Genomic DNA, 21828 nt, shown 5'->3' on the forward strand with positions numbered 1-21828 from the left:
TAACTCAAATATGAAAAAAAGCAAGTTTATCTTGTGGGGAATTATGTTCTCAGTTATAGGGTCTTGCTATGCAGGAGACCTCCTTGTTGATAATAGTACAATACATTCACAACAAGAAGAAACCCAACTTAATATATTCAGAAAAAAAGGTAAAAAATCCAGAAAATCAAAAAAAGGAGATGTTTCAGCTAAAAGCGATACGACCAAATCAAAAAATGATTATGGGAAAATTGTTGGGGCAGAAACTATTACGCAAGAAGGGATGTTTCGCATCCATAAAAAGAAAAATGATTATTATTTCGAAATACCGATAAAGCTGCTCAATCGGGATATGCTGATTGTAAATAAGTTGACCAAAGTCCCCGCAGTTGTAAATGACGCCGGAATAAATAAAGGGATTAACTATCAGACAGAATTGGTGCGTTTCGAATGGAATAAAGATGATAATAAAATCCTTGTTCGTGAAATACAGCCTAAACCTCAATATCCTGATGGTGATGCTATCGGAAAATCTGTTGATGAAAATTACATATCACCATTAATGACAGGATTTAAGATAGAAGCATATAATAAAGATACAACAGCTTTTGTCATTAAAATAAATGACATTTACAATGGGGACTCTCCTATTAACCGCTTTTTCCCCAATTTAAATATAAGCTCTTCAATCGATAAAAACCTGTCGAGAATTGTTAAAACTAAGGCTTTTGAAAATAATGTTGTCGTTATATCTGAATTGACAACACATGTAAAAGAATTCAATCAGATCAGTAACGTAACGGCAGAAGTCAGTTCGTCCATTGTCTTGTTACCGGAGAAACCTATGATTGGACGTTACACGTCACCTTTAGTCGGATACTTTTATGTCCCTCAACTATTTTTCAGTGATAAGCAACAAAAATTAGATTCTCGAAAATTGATTACCCGCTGGAGACTCGAACCCAAACCGGAAGACAAAGATGCTTATTTGCGTGGAGAATTGGTAGAGCCTGTAAAGCCTATCGTATTTTATATTGATAAAACAACTCCTGTACAATGGAGAAAATACATCAAGCAGGGAGTAGAAGATTGGCAAGTAGCATTTGAAAAAGCCGGATTCAAAAATGCAATTATTGCCAAAGAACTACCTGATAGCGTTGCCGCAGATGAAGATGATATAAATTACTCTGTTATCAACTATGTCGCTTCGGCAGAATCGAATGCTATGGGACCATCGACATACGACCCCCGTTCAGGTGAAATCATCGAAGCTGATGTAATCTGGTGGCACAACGTAATTGCTATACTAAAAAACTGGATTACGATACAAACCGGAGCTGTAAATCCGGCCGCACAACAATGCTTACTACCAGACAGCCTTATGGGAGACGCTATGCGTTTTGTCGCCTGCCACGAGATAGGACACTCTTTAGGGTTACGCCATAATATGATTGCCTCAGCTGCTTATCCAACCGATTCGTTACGGTCAAAAACGTTTACGGACAAGATGAACTCAACAGCATCCTCTATCATGGATTATGCTCGATATAATTATGTAACGCAGCCTGGAGACGGAGTGACCCATCTTGCTCCGCACATCGGTCCTTATGACATATTTGCAATTGAGTTCGGATATCGTTGGAGGGATATACAGTCTCCTGATGAAGAAAAAGACGCTATCTATGAGTTTCTGAGTAAACATACCGGACCATTATATCGGTTTGCAGATGCTCAATCAATGCGAGAAGCTACTGATCCAAGAGCTATGATTGAAGATTTGGGTGATGATAATGTAAAGGCAGCTCGATTCGGTATGGCCAATATCAAACGAATCATGCCCCATATTATAGAATGGACTACAACTGGAGAGAAAGGCCAAACTTACATGGATGCCGGACGGCTATATAATGCAATCATCGGACAATGGAATCTCTATGCTTACCATGTACTCTCTAATATCGGTGGTATGTATCTCGAAAATACAGCCATTGGTGATGGACAAGAAACATACGCCTTTGTTGAAAAAAACAGGCAAAAGGAAGCCGTACAGTTTTTACTTGATGAGGTGTTGACCAGTCCAGATTGGTTACTAAATGCTGAAATCAATAAATATACATTCCCCATTCAGAACTCCGTTATTGGAGCTATCGAAAATTCTCCTTCATATACGCTGAAAAACATGCATGGTTATATTTTCTGGGATTTATTGACCAATAACCGCATTATTCGTATGATTGAAAACGAAAAACTGAATGGAAAAAAAGCTTTCACTGCTATCGAAATGTTAGATATGATGCATAAGCATATATTCGGTGTTACCGAAAGAGGAGGCATACCCGATGCAAATATGAGAGCTTTACAAAAAGGTTTTGTTGACGCCCTTTTAGTTGCAGCACAAGAAGAAGCTACAACAAAAAGTGCACCTAAATTAGTAGGCACAGGTCTGCAAGATCTTGTATTACCTTGTTACGGTCAGCACCTTGAAGGAAAAGACGGACATTCTGTACGTAATGTCAATTTCTACAGCGGACAGTCGAACCGCACATCTGATGCTGTATCAGTAAAACGAGGAGAATTACTTCGTATTAGAGACCTGTTACAAAAGCGAGTTAATTCAACATCCGATTTAGCAGCACGCTATCATTATACTGATGTTCTCTTGCGTATCAATACAGGATTAGGATTGAATAAATAACAATTGTATAACAAAATAAATTTAGTAACAAGCAATATTTCCGAACATTAGATTCGGAAATATTGAGTTATCTATCCAAAATAGGGATATAAAAATTATCCTTAAAGAAAAAATAATTATAACCGTCCGATGAAATAACAATTTCCCGGACATACAGATTTTGCCAGATGAAAAAGATTTTATTTATTTTAGTCCTGATGGTTTATACTACGTCGATATTCGCGGCTACACGCGAGGTCAAAGGGCTTGTAACCTCAGATGGAGATAACCTTCCCCTCATAGGTGCATCTGTGTTTGTATCAACTGACGATCTGAAAAAAATAAACCATCAAAAAGAATCGATAGGAGTAATGACTGCTATCGACGGCAGTTTCATTATCAATGTTCCCGATGGTATCACCCGTATTTATTGTAGTTATTTGGGTCATAACCAAAAGGAAATCAAACTTGGAAAAGAGACTTTCTACAACATCCATCTCGAACCATCTTCTTATGAGCTCGACAACATTGTCGTTACCGGTTATCAGAACATTGAACGCCGAAAATTGACATCTGCCATATCTAAAGTCAAAATTACAGATGAGTTGATTGGCAACACCCACTCTATCGACCAAGTTTTAGCAGGTCAGATAGCAGGGCTATCTGCCGTAACCTCTACCGGTGCCCCTGGAGCCCCCGTTAAAATAAGAATTCGGGGTACATCTTCTATTAATGGAACTCAAGATCCATTATGGGTACTTGATGGGCTTCCTCTTGAAGGAACAGATATTCCCAAAATGGAAGAACTACAAGATATAGATAATATTTACAATACCTCTATTGCCGGAATCAATCCCAATGATATAGAAGATATCACCGTATTAAAAGATGCTGCAGCAACAGCTATATATGGGGCCAGAGCTGCCAATGGGGTAATCGTCATTACTACTAAAAGCGGTAAAAAAGGGAAAACTCAAGTTTCATTCTCTACCAAACTTTCTTATACGCCAAACGTTAATATAGATAGGCTCAATCTTCTAAACTCAGACGAGAAAGTTCAGTTAGAAATGGATTTACTGCAGTCAGACTATACTTATCGTGAAGAAAAAGGTGGTGTATCTCAAATATTGCAACAATATGGGCAAATGGAGGCATTCAAAAACGGAGGATTCAATGCTATTTCTTCTGATGCACAGGCTGCCATCAATCGACTGCGTAATACAACGACAGACTGGAACGATATTCTCTTCCGGGATGCATTTAATCAAGAATACAACTTAAGTATATCCGGTGGTAGCGACCGAGCTACCTATTATACATCTTTAGGTTATTACACTGAAAAAGGAAATGTCATAGGTGTAGATGCCAGTCGCTTCAACTTTACAGGAAAAACGACCTATAAAGTAAATAAACACTTGAAATTCGGAGCAAGCGTATTTGCCAATCAAATGAAAAATAATTCGTTTTTGACAGATGCAGATAGTTTCTCAAGTCCGACATACTATTCCCGGAGAGCCAACCCGTACCAATTGGTATATGATGAAAATCATAACTACGTATATGATGACAATGTACAAGGTAAAGGTGATGACCGAAACGCAGATTTCAACATTTTCGAAGAACGGGCCAATACATCCCACGAAAATACATCACAATCCTTTAAAAGCCTTTTCGATGTGGAACTAAAAATCAATTCAATGTTCAAACTTACCTCCCAAGTAGGTTTGCAGGTAGATAAAAGTACAATAGAAAAAATTGCAGATAAAGATAGTTATTCAATTCGGAAAGACAAACTTCGCTCTATTGTGAATGGAGCCTCTTATCTGCCAGACGGAGGTTTTCACAAGCAAACAGACACAGAAAGCTCGCAAGTAACATGGAAAGCTATGGGTGAATTCAGAAAAAACATACGGAATGAACATGAGATAGAAGCTATGTTAGGAACTGAAATCCGTAAAACATGGTATAAATCATTATATGATGCTGCATATGGATATGACCGGAAAACAATGCAATCCAAACCGATTTTATTCCCTGAAGAGTCACACTCCTCCATGTTCCCATTAAGTACTATCAGTGAAACGGAAAATGCTTATGTTTCAGGATTTGCAACTTTTTCCTATTCATTTCGCCATCGATATACGTTAGGTGCCAGTATCCGATTCGACGGTTCTGACCTCTTCGGAGTAGACAAGAAATACCGTTATCTTCCTCTATACTCTGTCAGCGGACTATGGCGTATCTCATCCGAATCGTTTATGAATGGTATAGAATGGATAGACAATCTGGCTATCCGGGCATCTTACGGACTACAAGGCAACATCGACAAGAACACTTCTCCTAAAATTCTTGGGAAATATGAAAATAGAACTATCTTGCCGGGAACGACAGAAGAAGTTATATCGATATCATCACCTCCTAATGAAAAATTACGTTGGGAAAAAACTCATTCTTCAAACATAGGATTTGATTTTTCCGTATTAAACAACCGTATCAACCTCACGGGAGATTATTATTTCCGTAAAGGGGTAGACCTAATCGGAACTCAAATGTTGCCACTGGAAACCGGATTCTCATCAACTACAATCAATTGGGCATCGATGAAGAATCAAGGTGTCGAATTGAGCTTGAATACACATAATATCAAAATGAAAAATTTCGATTGGCATACGACATTCAATATCGCTTACAACCAAAACAAAATACTGGAAATCAGTACTCCGGAAACCCAATTGACTCCATCACTTAGAGGTTATGCAGTCGGTTCTATATTTGCTTATCCGTTCGGAGGTCTCGACAGTGAAGGTTATCCTCTATTTATAACCAGTGCTGGAAACAAAGTTTCCGCCGAAGAATATTTTAATATAAAAACAACCGAAAATGGGTCTTATGCTTCAAACCTTTCTGTAGAAGAAAGAAGAAACCGGTACAAATATGCAGGAACAACAGAACCTGTATGGACGGGAGGTTTTTTCAATACTTTCAGAATCAAAAGATTCGAAATCGGAATCAACTGTATTTTCAACCTTGGCCACGTAGTACAAACATCTCCATCTTACTCCCCTACTCTTTTTGACCGAGGTATGAATACAAATAGAGACATTTTAAACCGTTGGACTCCGACCAACACAAATACCGTATTCCCGACATTGATGCCTGACGATAAGCGAAGAGCTGATTATTATGCTTATGAGAGCCTGTATGTAGACCGCTATTTGGATTTGTGGGTAAAAAAAGCCGACTACATGCGTTTACAAAGTATCCGTGTAGGGTACCGATTACCTGAAAGCGTATTGAATATATTCAAGATGACTTCCGGCACTATATCTCTTGAAGGCCGAAATTTACTCGTATGGGCTGCTGACTATACCAATTATCTCGATCCTGAAACAATGGGTAATGAATATGCACAACCTATACCTAAATCAGTAACACTTACTCTGAATCTTAATTTCTAAACAAAACAAATACATAAGTTATGAAGAAATTAACATCCATATTATTAATAATCTCACTCTTGGTAACTACCGGATGTGACAACTTTCTCGATATCACTCCTACCGGGCGGGTTATCCCCGAAACAGCACAAGATTACCGAAAACTAATGACAGAAGCTTATTATTTGATGCCGAGTTCGAGAGGATTGACAGCTTTTATTTCCGACGAAATCGATATGACATCAAAAAATTTAGATTCTTATGATAAAGACACATTTCTGGACCTTTGGTTATGGAATAACGTAAACCCTTCAGGGTCTACAACCTATTTTGATTGGGAAAAGTATTACAAAATGATATTCATAGCCAATACCGTTATTGAGAATGAAAAATCAATAACAAACGGAACAGAAGCAGAAATCAACCAAATCGTAGGAGAGGCATATATGATGCGGGCATATAACCATTTTATTCTGGTCAATTTATACGCCCTTCCTTATAATAGTGAAACAGCAACATCAAGCACAGGGATTCCTTTGAAATTAAACAGCAGTATGGATGAAGTCTTAAAACCATCTTCCATCGCCGAAGTTTACGCTTCAGTTCTGTCCGATATAGATAATGCAGAAAAGAAGCTTAACGTTGAAACTTGGGAAACCGGACTCAATTACAGGTTTAACACATTATCGGTAGACGCTCTCCGTTCGCGTGTATACCTCTATATGGGACGATGGGAAGACTGCTATAATGCCTCAGAAAGAGTACTTTCAAAGAAAAACGAACTTGTCGACCTGGTCTCGGGACGAACACTTCCAAATGCCTATAATTCGTCAGAGAGCATTGTTGCCCTTGAAATGAATATGACCTCGACATACAATAATGTAGATAAACTGGTCCCTAAAGCTTTGTATAATCTATATTTACCAGGTACTCAAGACCAACGAGCCAGAAAATTTTATAAAACAGAAGTCGGAGGATATAGCTTAATAAAAGGAGGCTCAAGTGAATATCGTTGTTCTTTCCGAGTAGGTGAAATATACCTAAATGCAGCTGAAGCAGCACTTAAAAATCACCATCCGGAAATATGCAAAACACTATTACTGAAATTGCTCGAAAAGCGATATCAAACCGCAGCCTATACACAAGCAGAAATAGACATCAATGCGATGGACGATGACGCCTTATTAGATGAAGTTTACCTGCAACGCCAATTGGAACTTTCATATGAAGGTCACCGTTGGTTCGATATTCGCAGAATGGAAAAAGAAAAACGACCAGTATTAACACGAGAATACGAAGGACAAACCTACCGTATTGAAGATAATTATCCCGAGCTAACAATAAAAATTCCGGATGAAGCCAAAGAAGCTAACCCTTATTTATAAATATAAAAATGAATTAGAAATTATAGAGAAATTTTTTAGATAGCTGTATTTTACAATACCCTTAAAATACAGTTATCTGAAAAACTCCAAAATTTCTTTTCAAATAATAAATTTCAGTATTCATTTAAATTTTAACAGTATGAAAAAGAAAATTTTACTATTTATTTGTCTGGTGACTGTTGCCTCACTATCTTTCGCTCAAGAAATAACCCAAGATTGGAGTTTTTCATTAGGAGAACCAAGAGGAAAAGATGATGCCGTTGCTAAAGATCTCACACATATTGATGCTAATGGGAACACTTACGTATGTGGAGTATATTCCCAGGATTTCAACATAGGAGATAAAACTCTCCTCCCCATCGGAAATAGTTCCTATTTGGCTAAATTAGATAATAGTGGCAAGATTGAATGGGCTGTAGCTTTACAAGGAAATGTAACCCTTACTTACATAACATCTGATTCCGAAGGAAATATATATGTTGCCGGTATTAGTGATGGAGACGAAGTTATTTTAGAAAGCACGAACAACTCGCCCTTGACAATAAAGGGAAATTCTTCTTCATATGGAGATTATAACAATACAATTATTGCAAAATACGATACCAAGGGTATTGCAAAAAGTGGAAAAATAATCCTCCATGATAATACAGACTTTTTAGGCATGACAACCACTTACCCCCAAGGATTGGCCGTTTACGGAGATAATGTATATTTGGCATTAATTCTTGCAGGAAATACAACTATAGATGGAAAAACTTTCTCTGGATCAGTGATATCAAATCCAGATTTAGGAATGGAGCTCCCTGTAGCAGCTCTTTACCTATTATCTTTCAATAATGAAACTTTAATTTTAAACAAAGAAATTGCATCAGTTCTTCCCGAGAATCCAATAGATAGCTGGGATATTAAGAGTGCCGCACTTGCATTATCCAAAGAGGGAAACATATATGTATCTTATGTAGCTCCAGCATTACAAACTATAACAGTAGGAAATAATTCCCGTACAAATGAATTTAAAAATACAACAACAGGAACTGACTATACATATAGCATTGGCATCGGCATCTTAAATATTGATGCTTCCGATAATTTAAATTCATTCAAAGCATTTGAATCTCAAAATGAATACCCTCTTTTCAAAACACGGTATACAACCACAAATAATTTCTTCACACACAATCAAAATCTAATTATCGTTGGAGAATTTCAATATGAAAATGTATTTGATTCAGAAGCTCTCAGCGAAGAATTAACGCCATTCTTCGTTATAATGGACAACAACTATAATAAGCAAAAAGTATACATTGGTCCAGAAGGAAATTCTTTAAGCAACTCAGCAAATGGAAATGCATTGCTTTTCAGTTTATACAATTCAACAGAGAAAATATCAACACTTAAAGCATATGATTTCGGCACTCAAAATGTTACAGACCTAACAACAACAGAAGCAGGAACCAGCATCAATGGAGTTGCTTCGACCGGTGCAAAAGTTGCTATAAGCAAAGCAACAGCAGGGGCAGAAGTAGCAACTTTGGCTGTAAGTATGAATACTCTATCTGGATTATCTGGTATAAACTCTTCTTCCATCAATACAATAGATGTAAAAGTATATCCTAATCCGGTTACCGACGTACTCAATTTCTCCGAAGCTTGTGATGTAATTATCACAAATATTCAAGGCAGTGAAATAAAAGTAGCTTCTGCCACCACCCAAATAGCTGTAGCAGACTTAGCTGCCGGCTACTATGTGGCAAAAATCAAAACCTCAAATGGTATAGCTGTAATACCATTTATTAAGAAATAATATATAGTTCCTATGATAAAAATCCGGCTAACATGATAAGTTAACCGGATTTTTTTGTTCAATAGAAAAATTATGAGAACTATAAATATTACAATTAATTCATAACTTTACCTCTTTAACAAGAAGATTTATGGAAATAAATAATGTTTATAGTATATATTTCAGCCCATCGGGTACAACAAAAAAAATAGTAAAAAGAATCTCATCCATCTTTCACAAAGAGAAGGTCTCATACCATTCACTTCTATCTCATAGAAAAGTAAATAGAACACTTTCCCAAAACGAACTTCTCATTATCGGACTTCCTGTATTTTCGGGACGAATACCGTCTTTATGCAAAGAGCTACTAAAAGAACTACATGGTATGAATACTCCAGCTATAGCTATTGTCACATATGGCAATCGGGATTATGAAGATGCTCTTATCGAATTGAAAAATACATTGGAAACACAAGGGTTCAATATAATCGGAGCTGCTGCATTTATCGCTCAACACTCCATTTTTACAGATGTAGCCAAAGGCCGTCCTGATAAAAAAGATATAGAAATAATAGATTCTTTCAGCAAAAAATGTTTTAAATATCTAGACTTTTACCCCAACAATTATAAAACATTAGATATAAAAGGGAATATTCCTTATCGCAAAATATCGAAAATACCCATAACTCCGTCGACAAATAAAAATTGCAACTACTGTGGTATATGTTCAAAGATTTGTCCTGTACACGCTATAGACATGAATAATCCTAAAAGTACAAATAAGCAACTTTGTATATCCTGCACAGCTTGTATATCCATCTGTCCACAGCATGCCCGAAAATTCAGCGGATTGTTATATCATTTCGCAGCTAAAAAATTTTCTAAGAAATATAAACAAAGAAAAGAGCCGGAAATGTTTATTCAAGATGAATGATATCTTTTTACTTTCTGTCAAAACTCAAAAGCAACTTTTGCTATAAGAGAATGAAAATAAATCTTCTCCTTAAATTGATTAAGCGTATGATAATTTTGTAAAATATCACTACTCTGCATTAAATAACCGACCCCTAATTTCAATGCCATCTTATAGGATATTCCCCAACGGAAACCCACAGTAGGGCTAAAATAAACCCCATCCTTCGGGAGCATTTCATCTTGGGACAGTCCCCAACAATACCCTGTTCGAAGGTTGACATAAGGAGATATCGTCTTTTCCATAAAAACCGATTCTATATCGATAAATAAAGGTAACGTAACCTGCTGCGTCACCTGCCAAACTTGTACTCCAACTCCTATACCTGCCGATAACCATTTATTGAACTGATATCCACTGATATGAATAAATTCACCCCGATTATGACCTACAGTTCCAGCTCCCGCTGCAAATCCTAATTCAACACTCCCCTTGTATCCCTTATTCACACCATATTCTTGGGCAGACAATTTTAGAGTACCAAACAGAGCTAACAACAATACACAGATAATATATAAATCCTTTTTCATAATGAATGAAAATTTGAAAGCAAAATTAAATAATCATCACATTTTTGAGACAAAAAAGCAAAAAATTACACTTTTGTTCCCCCTCAAATTATATATAAAATAACTTATTTTATTCCATAAAGCAAATTACTAAAAAGACTTTCTATATGCAAAACATAATTGCATAATAGAAAGTCTATATATAATTTTCTCATTTCAAAGATTATCAATCAAATCACTTATATTTTTCTTTTATAAAAGGATATTGTAATCTTTCCTTTGCAACCTTGTTTTCAAAATAATCATATAACAGAAAACTCTATCTATTGATTTTGTACAAAAATCTTCAACTTCTGTATAGAGACAAAATAATCTTTTTCTAAACAACATTACATCAAAAAATCCTCTTTCAAAACTTCTTTTTTAGATAAAAAATACTCGATCCCTGTATTTTCTGACAGAGACCGAGCACCTCAAAATAGAATATCACTACTCTATTCTTCCTTCTCAAATAAATCAAAATCTAAAAAAAGTAACCAAAATCTTTATTGTCCCGATTTTCGTGAACAGTATCTTTCACATTGTCTGCAAATATCATATCCCAACATTGCTCCCAAAATAAAGTCTTCTTCTGGAGTCAAAAGATTCAGAGGACGATTCAACATGAACTTCACTGCATCCAGACATTCTTTTTTTCCAAAAAATAAATTTATTTTATGAGCATTTACTTCCTGTTTGAGAAAACAAATATTCTGTTTTTCTAAACGGCTAATAGCAAATCCCTCATACTTTTTGTTTATTGTATAGAGCACCATATTACGAATTCCCTTTTTAAATTCATAAATATGGTTAAGGAATATCCTAATTTCTCCGGGAACTCCAGAACCATTTACAGACAAAGTATTATATACTTGCTCATTCATATCCTAATCCATAAAAATAACACTTACTGTTACTCAATACATTTTTTCAATTCTTCCACCCAATTATCAATACGCTCGTCAGTCTTGTTATCTTCATTTTCTTCATCTAAGGCAAGGCCAACAAATTTTCCATCGACTACTGAAGACGAAGATGAAAAACCATATCCATCAGTACTTACAGCACCACAGAACCGACATCCTGTATTTTCTAATTCCTTATAAAGAATTCCCATTGCATCACAGAATGTATCTTCGTATGAATAAGAATCACCACAACCGAATAATGCTACTATTTTATCCTTTAAATTTTCTTTTTTCAATACCTCTATAGCATCATACCAGTCGTCTTGCAATTCCCCATCTCCCCATGTAGAACTTCCTAATATAAAAACATCATAACTTCCAATATCCACTTTCTTTATATCAGAAGCACTATACACATTACTGCTCGGAACGCCTAATTTTTCTGCAATTTTCTCGGCAACACCTTCGGTACGACCAGTTGTCGAGCCATAAAAAATAACTATTTTTTTCATATTACATTTTTATTTTGTCATGTTACAAAGATAGTAAGGGGAATATTGTAATTAAATCCCTAATAATAATGAAAATGAAAGCCTCATATCCCTAAAAGTAGGGTCAAACAAAATACCTAATAACAGGTATATATGATTATCATTATCGCTATAAATAAGGATTGACTTTTTATCACATAACCCCGACATTTGTAATCATAAAAGATATTGATTCAAACTATGGATATTATAAAAACGTCTCCAAACGGACAACTATCTTACTGTGATAGATGCAAAATATATCAACTTGAATTCGGAAATTTATTTTTCCGTTTTACAACTGAAGAATTCCTTTATTTCAAAAATTATATCAGAAAAACTGACGGATTTTATTATGAAGAAATGAATAAGGATATACCAAACAACCGAAAAATATTTTTACGAATGCCCATCAATGGTTTTTATTGCTGCCTTCACAATGAAGAATTAGATGAACTTAAATATCTCATATCGATACAAAAAAAATATGAAGAAAAACCTGATATTCATTTCTCAAAGAAAAACCTGATATTCATTTCTCATTTAAAAATTATTCATTAAATTGAGTTCCCAATCAAATAATATTAAAACTATTACAAAATGAAAATTGAAAAAATTTTAGGTCGAGAGATTCTCGATTCAAGAGGAAATCCTACTATAGAAGTAGACGTATGGTTAGAATCCGGTGTCAAAGGTAGAGCTTCTGTTCCTTCAGGAGCATCAACTGGAGAGCATGAAGCCCTTGAATTACGAGATAACGATAAAAAAAGATATGGAGGAAAAGGTGTACTAAAAGCTGTTGAAAATATCAATACCATCATCGCTCCTGCTCTTGTCGGAATGTCTGCTCTAAATCAAAGAGCTATAGACAATGCCATGCTTCAATTAGATGGTACAAAAACGAAATCGAACTTGGGAGCTAATGCTATTTTAGGAGTATCTTTAGCTGTAGCTAAAGCCGCTGCCGAATATCTTGATATCCCTCTATACCGTTATATTGGTGGCACCAATACTTATGTAATGCCCGTACCCATGATGAATATCATCAACGGAGGTTCTCACAGTGATGCCCCGATTGCTTTTCAAGAATTTATGATTCGTCCGGTAGGCGCAACATCTTTCCGTGAAGGGTTACGCATGGGAGCAGAAGTGTTCCATGCTTTGAAAAAGGTACTTCATGACAGAGGATTAAGTACTGCTGTAGGAGATGAAGGAGGCTTTGCACCAGCTCTTAATGGAACAGAAGATGCAATCGAAAGCATTATATCAGCAATTAAAGCTGCTGGATATGAACCTGGAAAAGATGTCATGATAGGTATGGACTGTGCTTCGTCAGAATTTTACAAAGACGGTATTTATGACTATACTATTTTTGAAGGGAATAATGGGAAAAAACGTACCGCAAATGAACAGATCGATTATCTCGAAAGTTTAATAAACAAATATCCAATAGATTCAATTGAAGACGGTATGAGCGAAAATGACTGGGAAGGTTGGAAGAAACTTACAGAAAGAATCGGTAACCGTTGCCAACTTGTCGGAGATGACCTGTTTGTCACAAATGTTGAATTTTTAGCTAAAGGAATCCAACAAGGCTGTGCCAATTCTATCCTGATTAAAGTAAACCAAATAGGATCTTTAAGTGAAACTTTAGATGCAATAGAAATGGCTCACCGAAATGGTTATACAACCGTAACATCCCATCGTTCCGGAGAAACAGAAGATACAACTATTGCCGACATTGCCGTTGCTACAAATAGTGGACAAATAAAAACCGGCTCTTTAAGCCGCTCAGACAGAATGGCTAAATATAACCAACTATTACGGATAGAAGAAGAACTCGGGAATTTAGCTGTTTATGGATATAAAAAGATAAAATAAGTATACGTATCTCTTATTTTGTGAATAGATCAAAAAAACAGGGACTTTGTGAAAAGCTCCTGTTTTACCTTTGTTATTTTCTGTTTAGCCATAATAAGTCTAAAAACACTCCGGAGGAAAATTCCCGGAGTGTTTTTATTTATAGTAATATCATAAAATCAAATATGACTTCAACATTAATATCGAAGAAGTGAAAATTCTACCAGATTACTTACAGATTCTAAGAATGTTATGTTACCTCTCAACATATATTTCTCGTTACAAATATTTTATATCAAACTAAATTGCACTTTTTCAAATAAAACATATCACAAACTTGTTCCAAATAAAAGATAAGAAAAGTATAGTTTCCATCAAGGTCACACTAATAGCAACTGTCAAATCTCCAAAGTCAGATTAATGTGTTTACATTTGATATCTCGTTGCAGCCAAAAGGATAGCTTGTGCTATACGATGACGCAACAATCGTGGCGTTTTTACTTCTATGTGACAGCCATAACCAAGAATTAATCGTTCCAGTTCAAGATTAAGAATTACTTCAAGTGACAGAATGATACTGCCATCTTCGTTCTCCTGTACCAACCGTTGACTGCTATGCATGGGCTTGGTTAGAACATAAGGAGCTTGGTCTGCATCCACCCATAGTGTGACAACCTCCTTTTGGGAATGTATGTCGCGTGTAACACCTACCATCTCATCAAGATATATACTTGGATCGAAGAAAGTATTTTCCACATAAGTTCCTTTCTCATCCTTCGATACCGCCAACATTCTATCTAAAGCGATAGTCTGAATATCATTCATCTTTTTACTGTAGGCCAATAAAAACCAACGGTTGTTGAACTCCTTTAATAAATAAGGAGAGAGATAGAAACGGTTATTACGTTTTGAGTTGAACGATCGATAGTCAACGACGATAGGATTCTTCTTTACGATGTGGTCATAGAGATTAGAGAGAAAATTTAATCCTTTGAGACGAGCATTGGTTTCGATGAAGATAACTTGTTGGTGACTCTCTTGTGTTTGAATTTGATCTTGCATACGGGCTAAGATATCCTCTTGCCCCGCCATACTTTGAAAACCATTGTAGTGCTTGATAATATCCATAGCACTGCTCAGTTCCGCCAAATCCTGTTTCGTGAGAGGTAGCTGTGTGATAGAGAAGTTTGGGTCTTCGTAAGTGTAATACTTCTTATCTTTCACCACAATGGGAGCATAGTATCCGAGTTTATCACCACGCATCAGTTCTATATCACGCTGGATAGTACGCGTACTAATACTCGAAATACCTTCATAGTCATATAATGCGTCTTCGCATGCCTGACGAAGGTCTTCCAATGTCCACAGTCTTTGTCTGCGATGTAAACAAGTATCTATCGTGCGAATCCGTATCAATGTATTTCTATTTAATGGCATATATATAATTTTTATATAAAGATAAAAAGATTTTTCAACTACGACAATAGATGGCGTAGTATAAACCTTACTTTGTAGTAAAATTAATTGATTATGGTACAAAAAGTAGTTATGGGTACCAGATTACCCGCAAAATTATGGCTTGACGATGTGGAGGATTCATGTATGGCACAGATTATCAGTCTGGCATCACTCCCATTCGCTTTCAAACACATAGCCATCATGCCTGATGCACACACAGGCAAAGGCATGCCTATCGGTGGTGTACTTGCAACTATAGGTGTAGTTATCCCTAACGCAGTAGGCGTGGATATTGGCTGTGGAATGTGTGCTGTGAAAACCAATCTTAAGGCTTCAGAACTTTCTGTCAATCAAATCAAAGCCATCATGAAGCATATCCGTAAAACAATCCCTCTTGGCTTCGACCACCAAAAGAATGCCATGGATAAAAGTCTTCTTCCTGACCTCGATCTCGATGCATGCCCTTTCTTAAGGAATAAGACAGTTGCTATGCTCAAGGAGATTGGCACTTTGGGAGGCGGGAATCATTTCATTGAAATTCAGAAAGATACAAAGAAAGATGATGTATGGATTATGATACACTCTGGTAGCCGACATGTCGGTCTCACAGTAGCCAACTATTACAATAAGCAGGCAGAGATACTCTGCGAACGTTGGTATGCAGATACACTACCCGGACTTGCATTCTTGCCCATAGAAGAGCAAGTGGGTAAAGACTATATGCATGAAATGGAGTATTGTAAACATCTAGCTTTTGCCAATCGTAAGGTTATGATGGAACAAGTTCAGCAAGGTTTTATGGATAATTGCACAAATGTAAACTTTGAACCAATAATAAACATCGCTCACAACTATGCCGCTTGGGAGAATCACTTTGGTAAGAATGTAATTGTTCATCGAAAGGGTGCTACACGAGCATTTAAGGGTGAGATTGGTATTATTCCTGGTTCGATGGGTACAAAGTCTTACATCGTAGAAGGTCTTGGTAATCCAGAATCATTCATGAGTTGCTCACATGGTGCTGGAAGAAAGATGAGTCGTTCAGTTGCTTTCAAGACTCTCGACCTCTCAGAAGAGTGCCGTCGTATGGATGAGCAAGGTATAATCCATGGTATGCGTAAGAGTGGACTTGATGAAGCCCCAAGTGCTTACAAAGATATTGAGGCTGTAATTGCATTTGAAAATGATTTGATAAAACCTATTATAGAACTTGCTCCTCTTGCGGTGGTAAAAGGAGACTAAACGTTAAAGAGCATGACAAGAGAAGAAATTCTTAAGCATCTACAGAAGATAAAGGTGCAATATAATGTCAAAATACTCTACGCTGCAGAGTCAGGTAACAGGGCATGGGGATTCTCTTCCCCTGATTCCGATTGGGATGTACGCTTTATCTATGTACATCCACTTAATTGGTATCTTACCGTCAATTTTAACAGAGATGTTATCGAAATTATGACAGACGAAGGTTTCGATGCAGTAGGCTGGGATATACGTAAGACTTTACAACTTTACCGCAAGACAAATCCAACAATGCTCGAATGGTTGAAAAGTCGATAGTATATATAGATAACATGCAATTAAGGAACGTGCTACTTAGTGATGAGATCCACTTCTTTAATACCAAGCGAGGTGTTCATCATTACTTTCATGTAGGTACTAATCACCAAAATCGGTATTTGGAAAAACGAGGTATAGAACTAAAACGTTTTTTGTATTACTTCAGGTCATTACTAACTTGTAAGTAGATAATAAAGAATGGAACACCTCCTCCTATCCCATTTGAAAAACTAGTTTCAAGCGATGGTGGATGATAAGCAAATCTTAGATAGTATTACTGACCTTCTCTCTCAAACACAAGAGTAAGAGACACGACAAGAAGATTGTTACAAAGGGCCGTATCACAATTATTTTTTATCGTTATTACAAAAGTTTACATATGCCAAATTTAGTAAGAATTTTTTTATTCAGTTATTGATATTTCACCTCCTACAGCTTATAGGTAAGCATTAGGCTGGTGCCGAGTTGTTTACTTACGATTCGGGGACCGACGGTGTTGTCGACAGTCAGGTTATCGTAATTACTATGTCTGATATACATATCGAAACCAGTGGTGAGATAAAGGTTACGCCAAAGCCTGCAGTTTACGGCCACCTCAAAATGGTTGAAACTTGAGTTAGCCTTGTCACCTTGCACATCGACTGGTGCACCCTCTGGTGTCAGCGACCAATCCACATTTTGATCGTATCCTTTCCACGTATAGAGCCTATAGAATTGATTGGCGAGACAAACCGATACGCGATCATTGGTCAACTGCCAGCCGAGAGCCGCCTTGATTGAGAATCCTGAACCCCAATTGTAATTACGGTTGTAATCGCGGTAAAAATCCGTCAACATCCCACCAAGAATAATTCCGTTGAGGTGAAGATACCCATCGAATGCCACAGTAGGTGAAGGTTTGAATCTTGCCATAACACCTCCACCGACCGTAGCAGGAGAGCCTAATTTATAGGGTACGGCACAAGGAAACAAGTGCGAGATATATCGCTCGGGCCGTATCGTATCGGAATCAAAGAAGTCGAAATGCTGATAAAGTCCAATGTTCACATTCAGGTTCTTCCAATTAACGAGCTCCTTTGACAATAGCCGTCCCATTATCTCCACGCGACTGAGCAAAGGCTGGGTCCTCATTCCCTGAAGTTCCAAAAGAAAAGAGAAATAGTCGTACGGTACCCGAGCATTCTCGACATATCGGTCACCGTATTCAACTTTTATCTTGGCTGTCACTCCTGCTCGCGAGCCTTCATCATTGTCCCATAGAGTAATATATCTGCCTCCAAGCGACAAGTCGATGCTTATTGGCGGTATACCGAAACGTCGTCCCGAAGTAGAGCGACGTTCCCATGCACGCCCCGTCACTATACGTGTGAATCCTCGCATCGGGTCGACAAGAAAAGTTGCCAGTTCACGACCAAAACGCTCACCACCTGATGAACGATCGTTGATAATGAGGTCAGACATTCGATAAAATATTTCGCCAAGTGCCGCCCCACCTACGGGTGTTGCAATTATATCATTGGTCGAAGGGTACTCACATTCCATAAACATCTCCCACATGGCACTTCCTCCAATGGCAAACAGTTCCGACTGCCAGAAGTTGAAACCATTGCTTCGTCCAGCATTAAAGTAGATCGAACCGTGATAGGGATGACCAAACATATTTGTAGCCAAATGATCATTGTCCCATTCAAAACCATGCCGGAAGTTTTCCTTTATCGAGTTCCATGATATATAAGCATAATGCCCTTTAAGGGCATAGCGATCAAACGCCCACAATCCGATATTCATACCTACAGTCTCTGCTGTCGCTCTCCAAAAAGCCTTATGGCTCAAATGTGCCACATCGGCACTATCAGACAAAACGGGTGTACCAACAAGATGTCGGCCGGCAAATCGCAACGAATAATTTAGCGTATCACGCTCAAATGTGTCTGCGAGAGTCTCAATTGTAGATGTCTGTGCTACGGATATAATTGTAATAGCCAACAACAACAAACAAACCTTCAATTTTTTCATAACTTCTCAATATTTGGGGAAGCTGACCATATTCTTGTACCACCTTTCAATAGGATATACATCATCATCAGAAATTTATAATGATACAAATTTACAATAAAAATCAGTAAAAAAAGTATCCGACAAAAGCATAGACATAAAAGAAATTCTCTCAAAATAAAATTCCAAAAATGAAAAATTTATAAATTGAACCTTTCTTCAAAGGTCCCCTTATTTTCCCTTTTCACTAGTAAAAAATAAGACTAAATAATGTATTTTACAACCCAACTTGCAACCTTACTTATAAGACTGTCTCATTTTGAAGTGCCCCCGAAAAGTTAGATAGGTTAAACATTACCCAGTTATATATAGAGAGAGTTCAATATTGTACCGAACTCTTTTCTTTTAATTGTACTTTGATTCTCTTTCTATTATAATATTCAACATATTCATCCAAAGCCTCTATAAAGGTTTCGGCAGGATCAAATTTCTCCACATAAAGCAGTTCTGCAAAGTATTAGATTAGAATCTGAAAATAAAAAAACAGCGTATAACTATTTAAGTTACACGCTGTTCCCTATATTAAATTTAAAATTTATTTTACCTCCTCAAAATCAACATCAGTTACCTGATCGTCTCCTCCATTATTGTTATTCCCAGACTGCTGAGCTCCACCTTGTTGAGCATTCGTTCCTGTTTGTTGTTGAGCATTAGCCTGAGCATTATACAAATCCTGGGCAGCAGCCTGCAATACAGAATTCAATTCGGTAGAAGCAGCATCAATGCCTGCAATATCTTGAGCTTTATGAGCCTCCTTCAACTTAGCTAAAGCTCCTTCAATAGCACTCTTCTTATCTGCTGGAATCTTATCACCCATTTCATTTAGCTGCTTTTCAGTCTGGAAAATCAACGAGTCTGCGTGATTCAATTTATCGATACGTTCTTTCTCTTTAGCATCATTATCTGCATTAGCAGCAGCTTCTTCCTTCATCCGTTTGATTTCTGCGTCGGTCAAACCGCTCGAAGCTTCTATACGTATACTTTGTTCTTTGCCAGTACCTTTATCCTTAGCAGATACATTCAATATACCATTAGCATCGATATCAAATGTAACCTCAATTTGAGGTACTCCACGCATTGCAGCAGGAATGCCATCCAAATGGAACCGACCAATAGTTTTATTATCTTTTGCCATAGGGCGTTCACCTTGCAATACATGTATTTCTACTGAAGGCTGATTATCTACTGCCGTAGAGAATACTTCCGACTTACGAGTAGGAATGGTCGTATTAGCATCAATCAATTTTGTCATTACGCCTCCCAAAGTTTCGATACCTAAAGATAATGGAGTAACATCAAGTAATAACACATCTTTCACATCACCGCTTAATACTGCCCCTTGTATCGCAGCACCTACAGCAACAACCTCATCTGGATTAACACCTTTTGATGGAGCCTTTCCAAAGAATTTTTCAACTATAGCTTGAATAGCCGGAATACGAGTAGAACCACCCACCAAAATAACTTCATTAATATCTGAAGCACTCAGCCCTGCATCTTTCAATGCTTGACGGCAAGGTTCTATCGTAGCCTGAATCAATTTATCAGCTAACTGTTCAAATTTAGCACGCGTCAAAGTTTTTACCAAATGTTTAGGAACCCCATTTACCGGCATAATATACGGTAAATTAATTTCGGTAGATGTGGCACTTGACAACTCGATTTTAGCTTTTTCTGCAGCTTCTTTCAGACGTTGTAAAGCCATAGGATCTTGACGTAAATCGACACCTTCATCATTCTTAAACTCGTCAGCCAGCCAGTCGATAATTACATGGTCAAAATCATCACCTCCTAAATGAGTATCTCCATTGGTAGATTTTACTTCAAAGACACCATCTCCTAATTCCAGAATAGATATATCGAATGTTCCACCACCCAAATCAAATACAGCTATTTTCATATCTTTATTCGATTTGTCCAATCCATACGCCAAAGCTGCAGCCGTAGGCTCATTGACAATACGTCTTACATTTAACCCTGCAATCTCTCCTGCTTCTTTAGTAGCTTGACGTTGTGAATCGTTAAAGTAAGCCGGAACTGTAATGACGGCATCCGTTACTTCCTGCCCGATATAATCTTCAGCAGTTTTTTTCATTTTCTGAAGAATCATTGCTGAAATTTCTTGAGGAGAATATAATCGTCCATCAATATCTATACGTGGAGTATTGTTATCACTCTTTACTACTTTATAAGGCACACGAGCCAATTCACCTTGCACTTGGTCATAAGTTTCCCCCATAAAACGCTTGATAGAGAATATGGTACGCGTAGGATTGGTAATAGCCTGACGCTTAGCAGGATCACCCACCTTACGCTCACCACCATCAACAAATGCTACGATAGAAGGAGTCGTACGACGACCTTCACTATTCGCAATAACAACCGGTTCTGTCCCTTCCATTACAGCCACACAAGAATTGGTTGTTCCTAAGTCAATTCCAATAATTTTTCCCATTGTTCTATATTTTTTAATGTTTAATTTCTTTATTTTTTTATCTGCCCTATCTCTGAATTTTATTTCCTCGTATCGAACAGACACTTCTTATTACTCAAATTGTATGCCAAATCAATATTCGTAAAAAATAGAAATTTTTGTCAGCTTTCATTTGTTACAAAATTTAAGATTGTCAGATTTTACTGTCTATTTGGCAGAAAACTCTCAATAAAGCCAATAAACATCA

At 37.1% G+C, this 21828-nt stretch carries 15 protein-coding genes and 1 pseudogene; 9 read left to right on the top strand and 7 right to left on the bottom strand.

Translation table 11 applies throughout. From position 1 onward, the window contains the following. The first annotated feature begins 10 nt into the window (after window positions 1-10). The 5 genes from BN2628_RS06380 (at window position 11) to BN2628_RS06400 (ending at window position 10192) form a co-directional block, all read left to right on the top strand. On the top strand, window positions 11-2674 hold the full coding sequence (locus BN2628_RS06380) for a zinc-dependent metalloprotease (RefSeq protein ID WP_044230176.1): 2664 nt from the start codon (window positions 11-13) through the stop codon (window positions 2672-2674). Window positions 2675-2841: 167 nt separating this feature from the next. Beyond that, the gene (locus BN2628_RS06385) at window positions 2842-6111 is read left to right on the top strand and encodes a SusC/RagA family TonB-linked outer membrane protein (protein ID WP_044230174.1); all 3270 of its coding nucleotides are present in this window, start codon (window positions 2842-2844) and stop codon (window positions 6109-6111) included. 20 nt (window positions 6112-6131) lie between these two features. Beyond that, the gene (locus BN2628_RS06390; RefSeq protein ID WP_044230172.1) at window positions 6132-7475 is read left to right on the top strand and encodes a RagB/SusD family nutrient uptake outer membrane protein; all 1344 of its coding nucleotides are present in this window, start codon (window positions 6132-6134) and stop codon (window positions 7473-7475) included. Window positions 7476-7614: 139 nt separating this feature from the next. Then, window positions 7615-9279: a T9SS type A sorting domain-containing protein gene (locus tag BN2628_RS06395; protein WP_055096548.1), complete on the top strand. Its 1665-nt coding sequence runs from the start codon at window positions 7615-7617 to the stop codon at window positions 9277-9279. Between the two features lie 130 nt (window positions 9280-9409). Next, window positions 9410-10192: an EFR1 family ferrodoxin gene (locus BN2628_RS06400; protein WP_044230952.1), complete on the top strand. Its 783-nt coding sequence runs from the start codon at window positions 9410-9412 to the stop codon at window positions 10190-10192. Window positions 10193-10209: 17 nt separating this feature from the next. Here the strand turns inward: BN2628_RS06400 and BN2628_RS06405 are convergent, their stop codons facing one another. From BN2628_RS06405 to fldA, 3 genes are all read right to left on the bottom strand, one after another. After that, the gene (locus BN2628_RS06405) at window positions 10210-10761 is read right to left on the bottom strand and encodes a hypothetical protein (RefSeq protein WP_044230953.1); all 552 of its coding nucleotides are present in this window, start codon (window positions 10759-10761) and stop codon (window positions 10210-10212) included. A 524-nt stretch (window positions 10762-11285) separates the two neighbouring features. After that, entirely contained in the window at window positions 11286-11663 is a 378-nt protein-coding gene (locus BN2628_RS06410) for a DUF2023 family protein (RefSeq protein ID WP_044230954.1), read from the bottom strand. Between the two features lie 29 nt (window positions 11664-11692). Beyond that, window positions 11693-12199 (bottom strand): flavodoxin FldA, encoded by a 507-nt coding sequence (gene fldA, locus BN2628_RS06415; RefSeq protein WP_044230955.1) that lies wholly within the window; start codon window positions 12197-12199, stop codon window positions 11693-11695. A 219-nt stretch (window positions 12200-12418) separates the two neighbouring features. Between fldA and BN2628_RS17775 the strand changes: the two genes are divergently transcribed. Both BN2628_RS17775 and eno read left to right on the top strand, forming a co-directional pair. Next, complete coding sequence (locus tag BN2628_RS17775; RefSeq protein WP_074024030.1) at window positions 12419-12778, top strand: DUF6686 family protein; 360 nt, start codon at window positions 12419-12421, stop codon at window positions 12776-12778. Window positions 12779-12817: 39 nt separating this feature from the next. Further along, window positions 12818-14098: a phosphopyruvate hydratase gene (gene eno / locus BN2628_RS06425; protein WP_044230956.1), complete on the top strand. Its 1281-nt coding sequence runs from the start codon at window positions 12818-12820 to the stop codon at window positions 14096-14098. A 405-nt stretch (window positions 14099-14503) separates the two neighbouring features. Here eno and BN2628_RS06430 read toward each other — a convergent pair whose 3' ends face one another. After that, a complete protein-coding gene (locus BN2628_RS06430; RefSeq protein WP_021931527.1) occupies window positions 14504-15514 on the bottom strand; it encodes a helix-turn-helix transcriptional regulator in 1011 nt (336 codons plus the stop codon). 93 nt (window positions 15515-15607) lie between these two features. On the opposite strand from BN2628_RS06430, the gene BN2628_RS06435 reads away from it, so the two are divergent. Then, window positions 15608-16777 carry an RtcB family protein gene (locus BN2628_RS06435; RefSeq protein WP_021931526.1) on the top strand — a complete coding sequence of 390 codons (1170 nt, stop codon included), beginning with the start codon at window positions 15608-15610 and terminating at the stop codon, window positions 16775-16777. Window positions 16778-16789: 12 nt separating this feature from the next. Then, window positions 16790-17280, top strand: a pseudogene (locus tag BN2628_RS17780) (DNA polymerase beta superfamily protein). A gap of 241 nt (window positions 17281-17521) precedes the next feature. Here the strand turns inward: BN2628_RS17780 and BN2628_RS06445 are convergent. The 3 genes from BN2628_RS06445 to dnaK all read right to left on the bottom strand — a co-directional run bounded on the left by BN2628_RS06445 (window position 17522) and on the right by dnaK (window position 21602). Next, a complete protein-coding gene (locus tag BN2628_RS06445; protein WP_055096550.1) occupies window positions 17522-19108 on the bottom strand; it encodes a DUF3943 domain-containing protein in 1587 nt (528 codons plus the stop codon). A 358-nt stretch (window positions 19109-19466) separates the two neighbouring features. Then, window positions 19467-19583 carry an IS3 family transposase gene (locus tag BN2628_RS17785; RefSeq protein ID WP_157256284.1) on the bottom strand — a complete coding sequence of 39 codons (117 nt, stop codon included), beginning with the start codon at window positions 19581-19583 and terminating at the stop codon, window positions 19467-19469. A 99-nt stretch (window positions 19584-19682) separates the two neighbouring features. Then, on the bottom strand, window positions 19683-21602 hold the full coding sequence (gene dnaK / locus BN2628_RS06450; RefSeq protein WP_021931523.1) for a molecular chaperone DnaK: 1920 nt from the start codon (window positions 21600-21602) through the stop codon (window positions 19683-19685). Between the last annotated feature and the right edge of the window lie 226 nt (window positions 21603-21828).

Origin of the sequence: Gabonia massiliensis (assembly GCF_001403595.1) — a bacterium.
Taxonomy (GTDB): Bacteria; Bacteroidota; Bacteroidia; order Bacteroidales; family Coprobacteraceae; genus Coprobacter; species Coprobacter secundus.

Coding starts and splice junctions, on each gene's coding strand:
- BN2628_RS06380 (WP_044230176.1), top strand. CDS start 11: ATGAAAAAAAGCAAGTTTATCTTGTGGGGAATTATGTTCTCAGTTATA.
- BN2628_RS06385 (WP_044230174.1), top strand. CDS start 2,842: ATGAAAAAGATTTTATTTATTTTAGTCCTGATGGTTTATACTACGTCG.
- BN2628_RS06390 (WP_044230172.1), top strand. CDS start 6,132: ATGAAGAAATTAACATCCATATTATTAATAATCTCACTCTTGGTAACT.
- BN2628_RS06395 (WP_055096548.1), top strand. CDS start 7,615: ATGAAAAAGAAAATTTTACTATTTATTTGTCTGGTGACTGTTGCCTCA.
- BN2628_RS06400 (WP_044230952.1), top strand. CDS start 9,410: ATGGAAATAAATAATGTTTATAGTATATATTTCAGCCCATCGGGTACA.
- BN2628_RS06405 (WP_044230953.1), bottom strand. CDS start 10,761: ATGAAAAAGGATTTATATATTATCTGTGTATTGTTGTTAGCTCTGTTT.
- BN2628_RS06410 (WP_044230954.1), bottom strand. CDS start 11,663: ATGAATGAGCAAGTATATAATACTTTGTCTGTAAATGGTTCTGGAGTT.
- fldA (WP_044230955.1), bottom strand. CDS start 12,199: ATGAAAAAAATAGTTATTTTTTATGGCTCGACAACTGGTCGTACCGAA.
- BN2628_RS17775 (WP_074024030.1), top strand. CDS start 12,419: ATGGATATTATAAAAACGTCTCCAAACGGACAACTATCTTACTGTGAT.
- eno (WP_044230956.1), top strand. CDS start 12,818: ATGAAAATTGAAAAAATTTTAGGTCGAGAGATTCTCGATTCAAGAGGA.
- BN2628_RS06430 (WP_021931527.1), bottom strand. CDS start 15,514: ATGCCATTAAATAGAAATACATTGATACGGATTCGCACGATAGATACT.
- BN2628_RS06435 (WP_021931526.1), top strand. CDS start 15,608: ATGGTACAAAAAGTAGTTATGGGTACCAGATTACCCGCAAAATTATGG.
- BN2628_RS06445 (WP_055096550.1), bottom strand. CDS start 19,108: ATGAAAAAATTGAAGGTTTGTTTGTTGTTGTTGGCTATTACAATTATA.
- dnaK (WP_021931523.1), bottom strand. CDS start 21,602: ATGGGAAAAATTATTGGAATTGACTTAGGAACAACCAATTCTTGTGTG.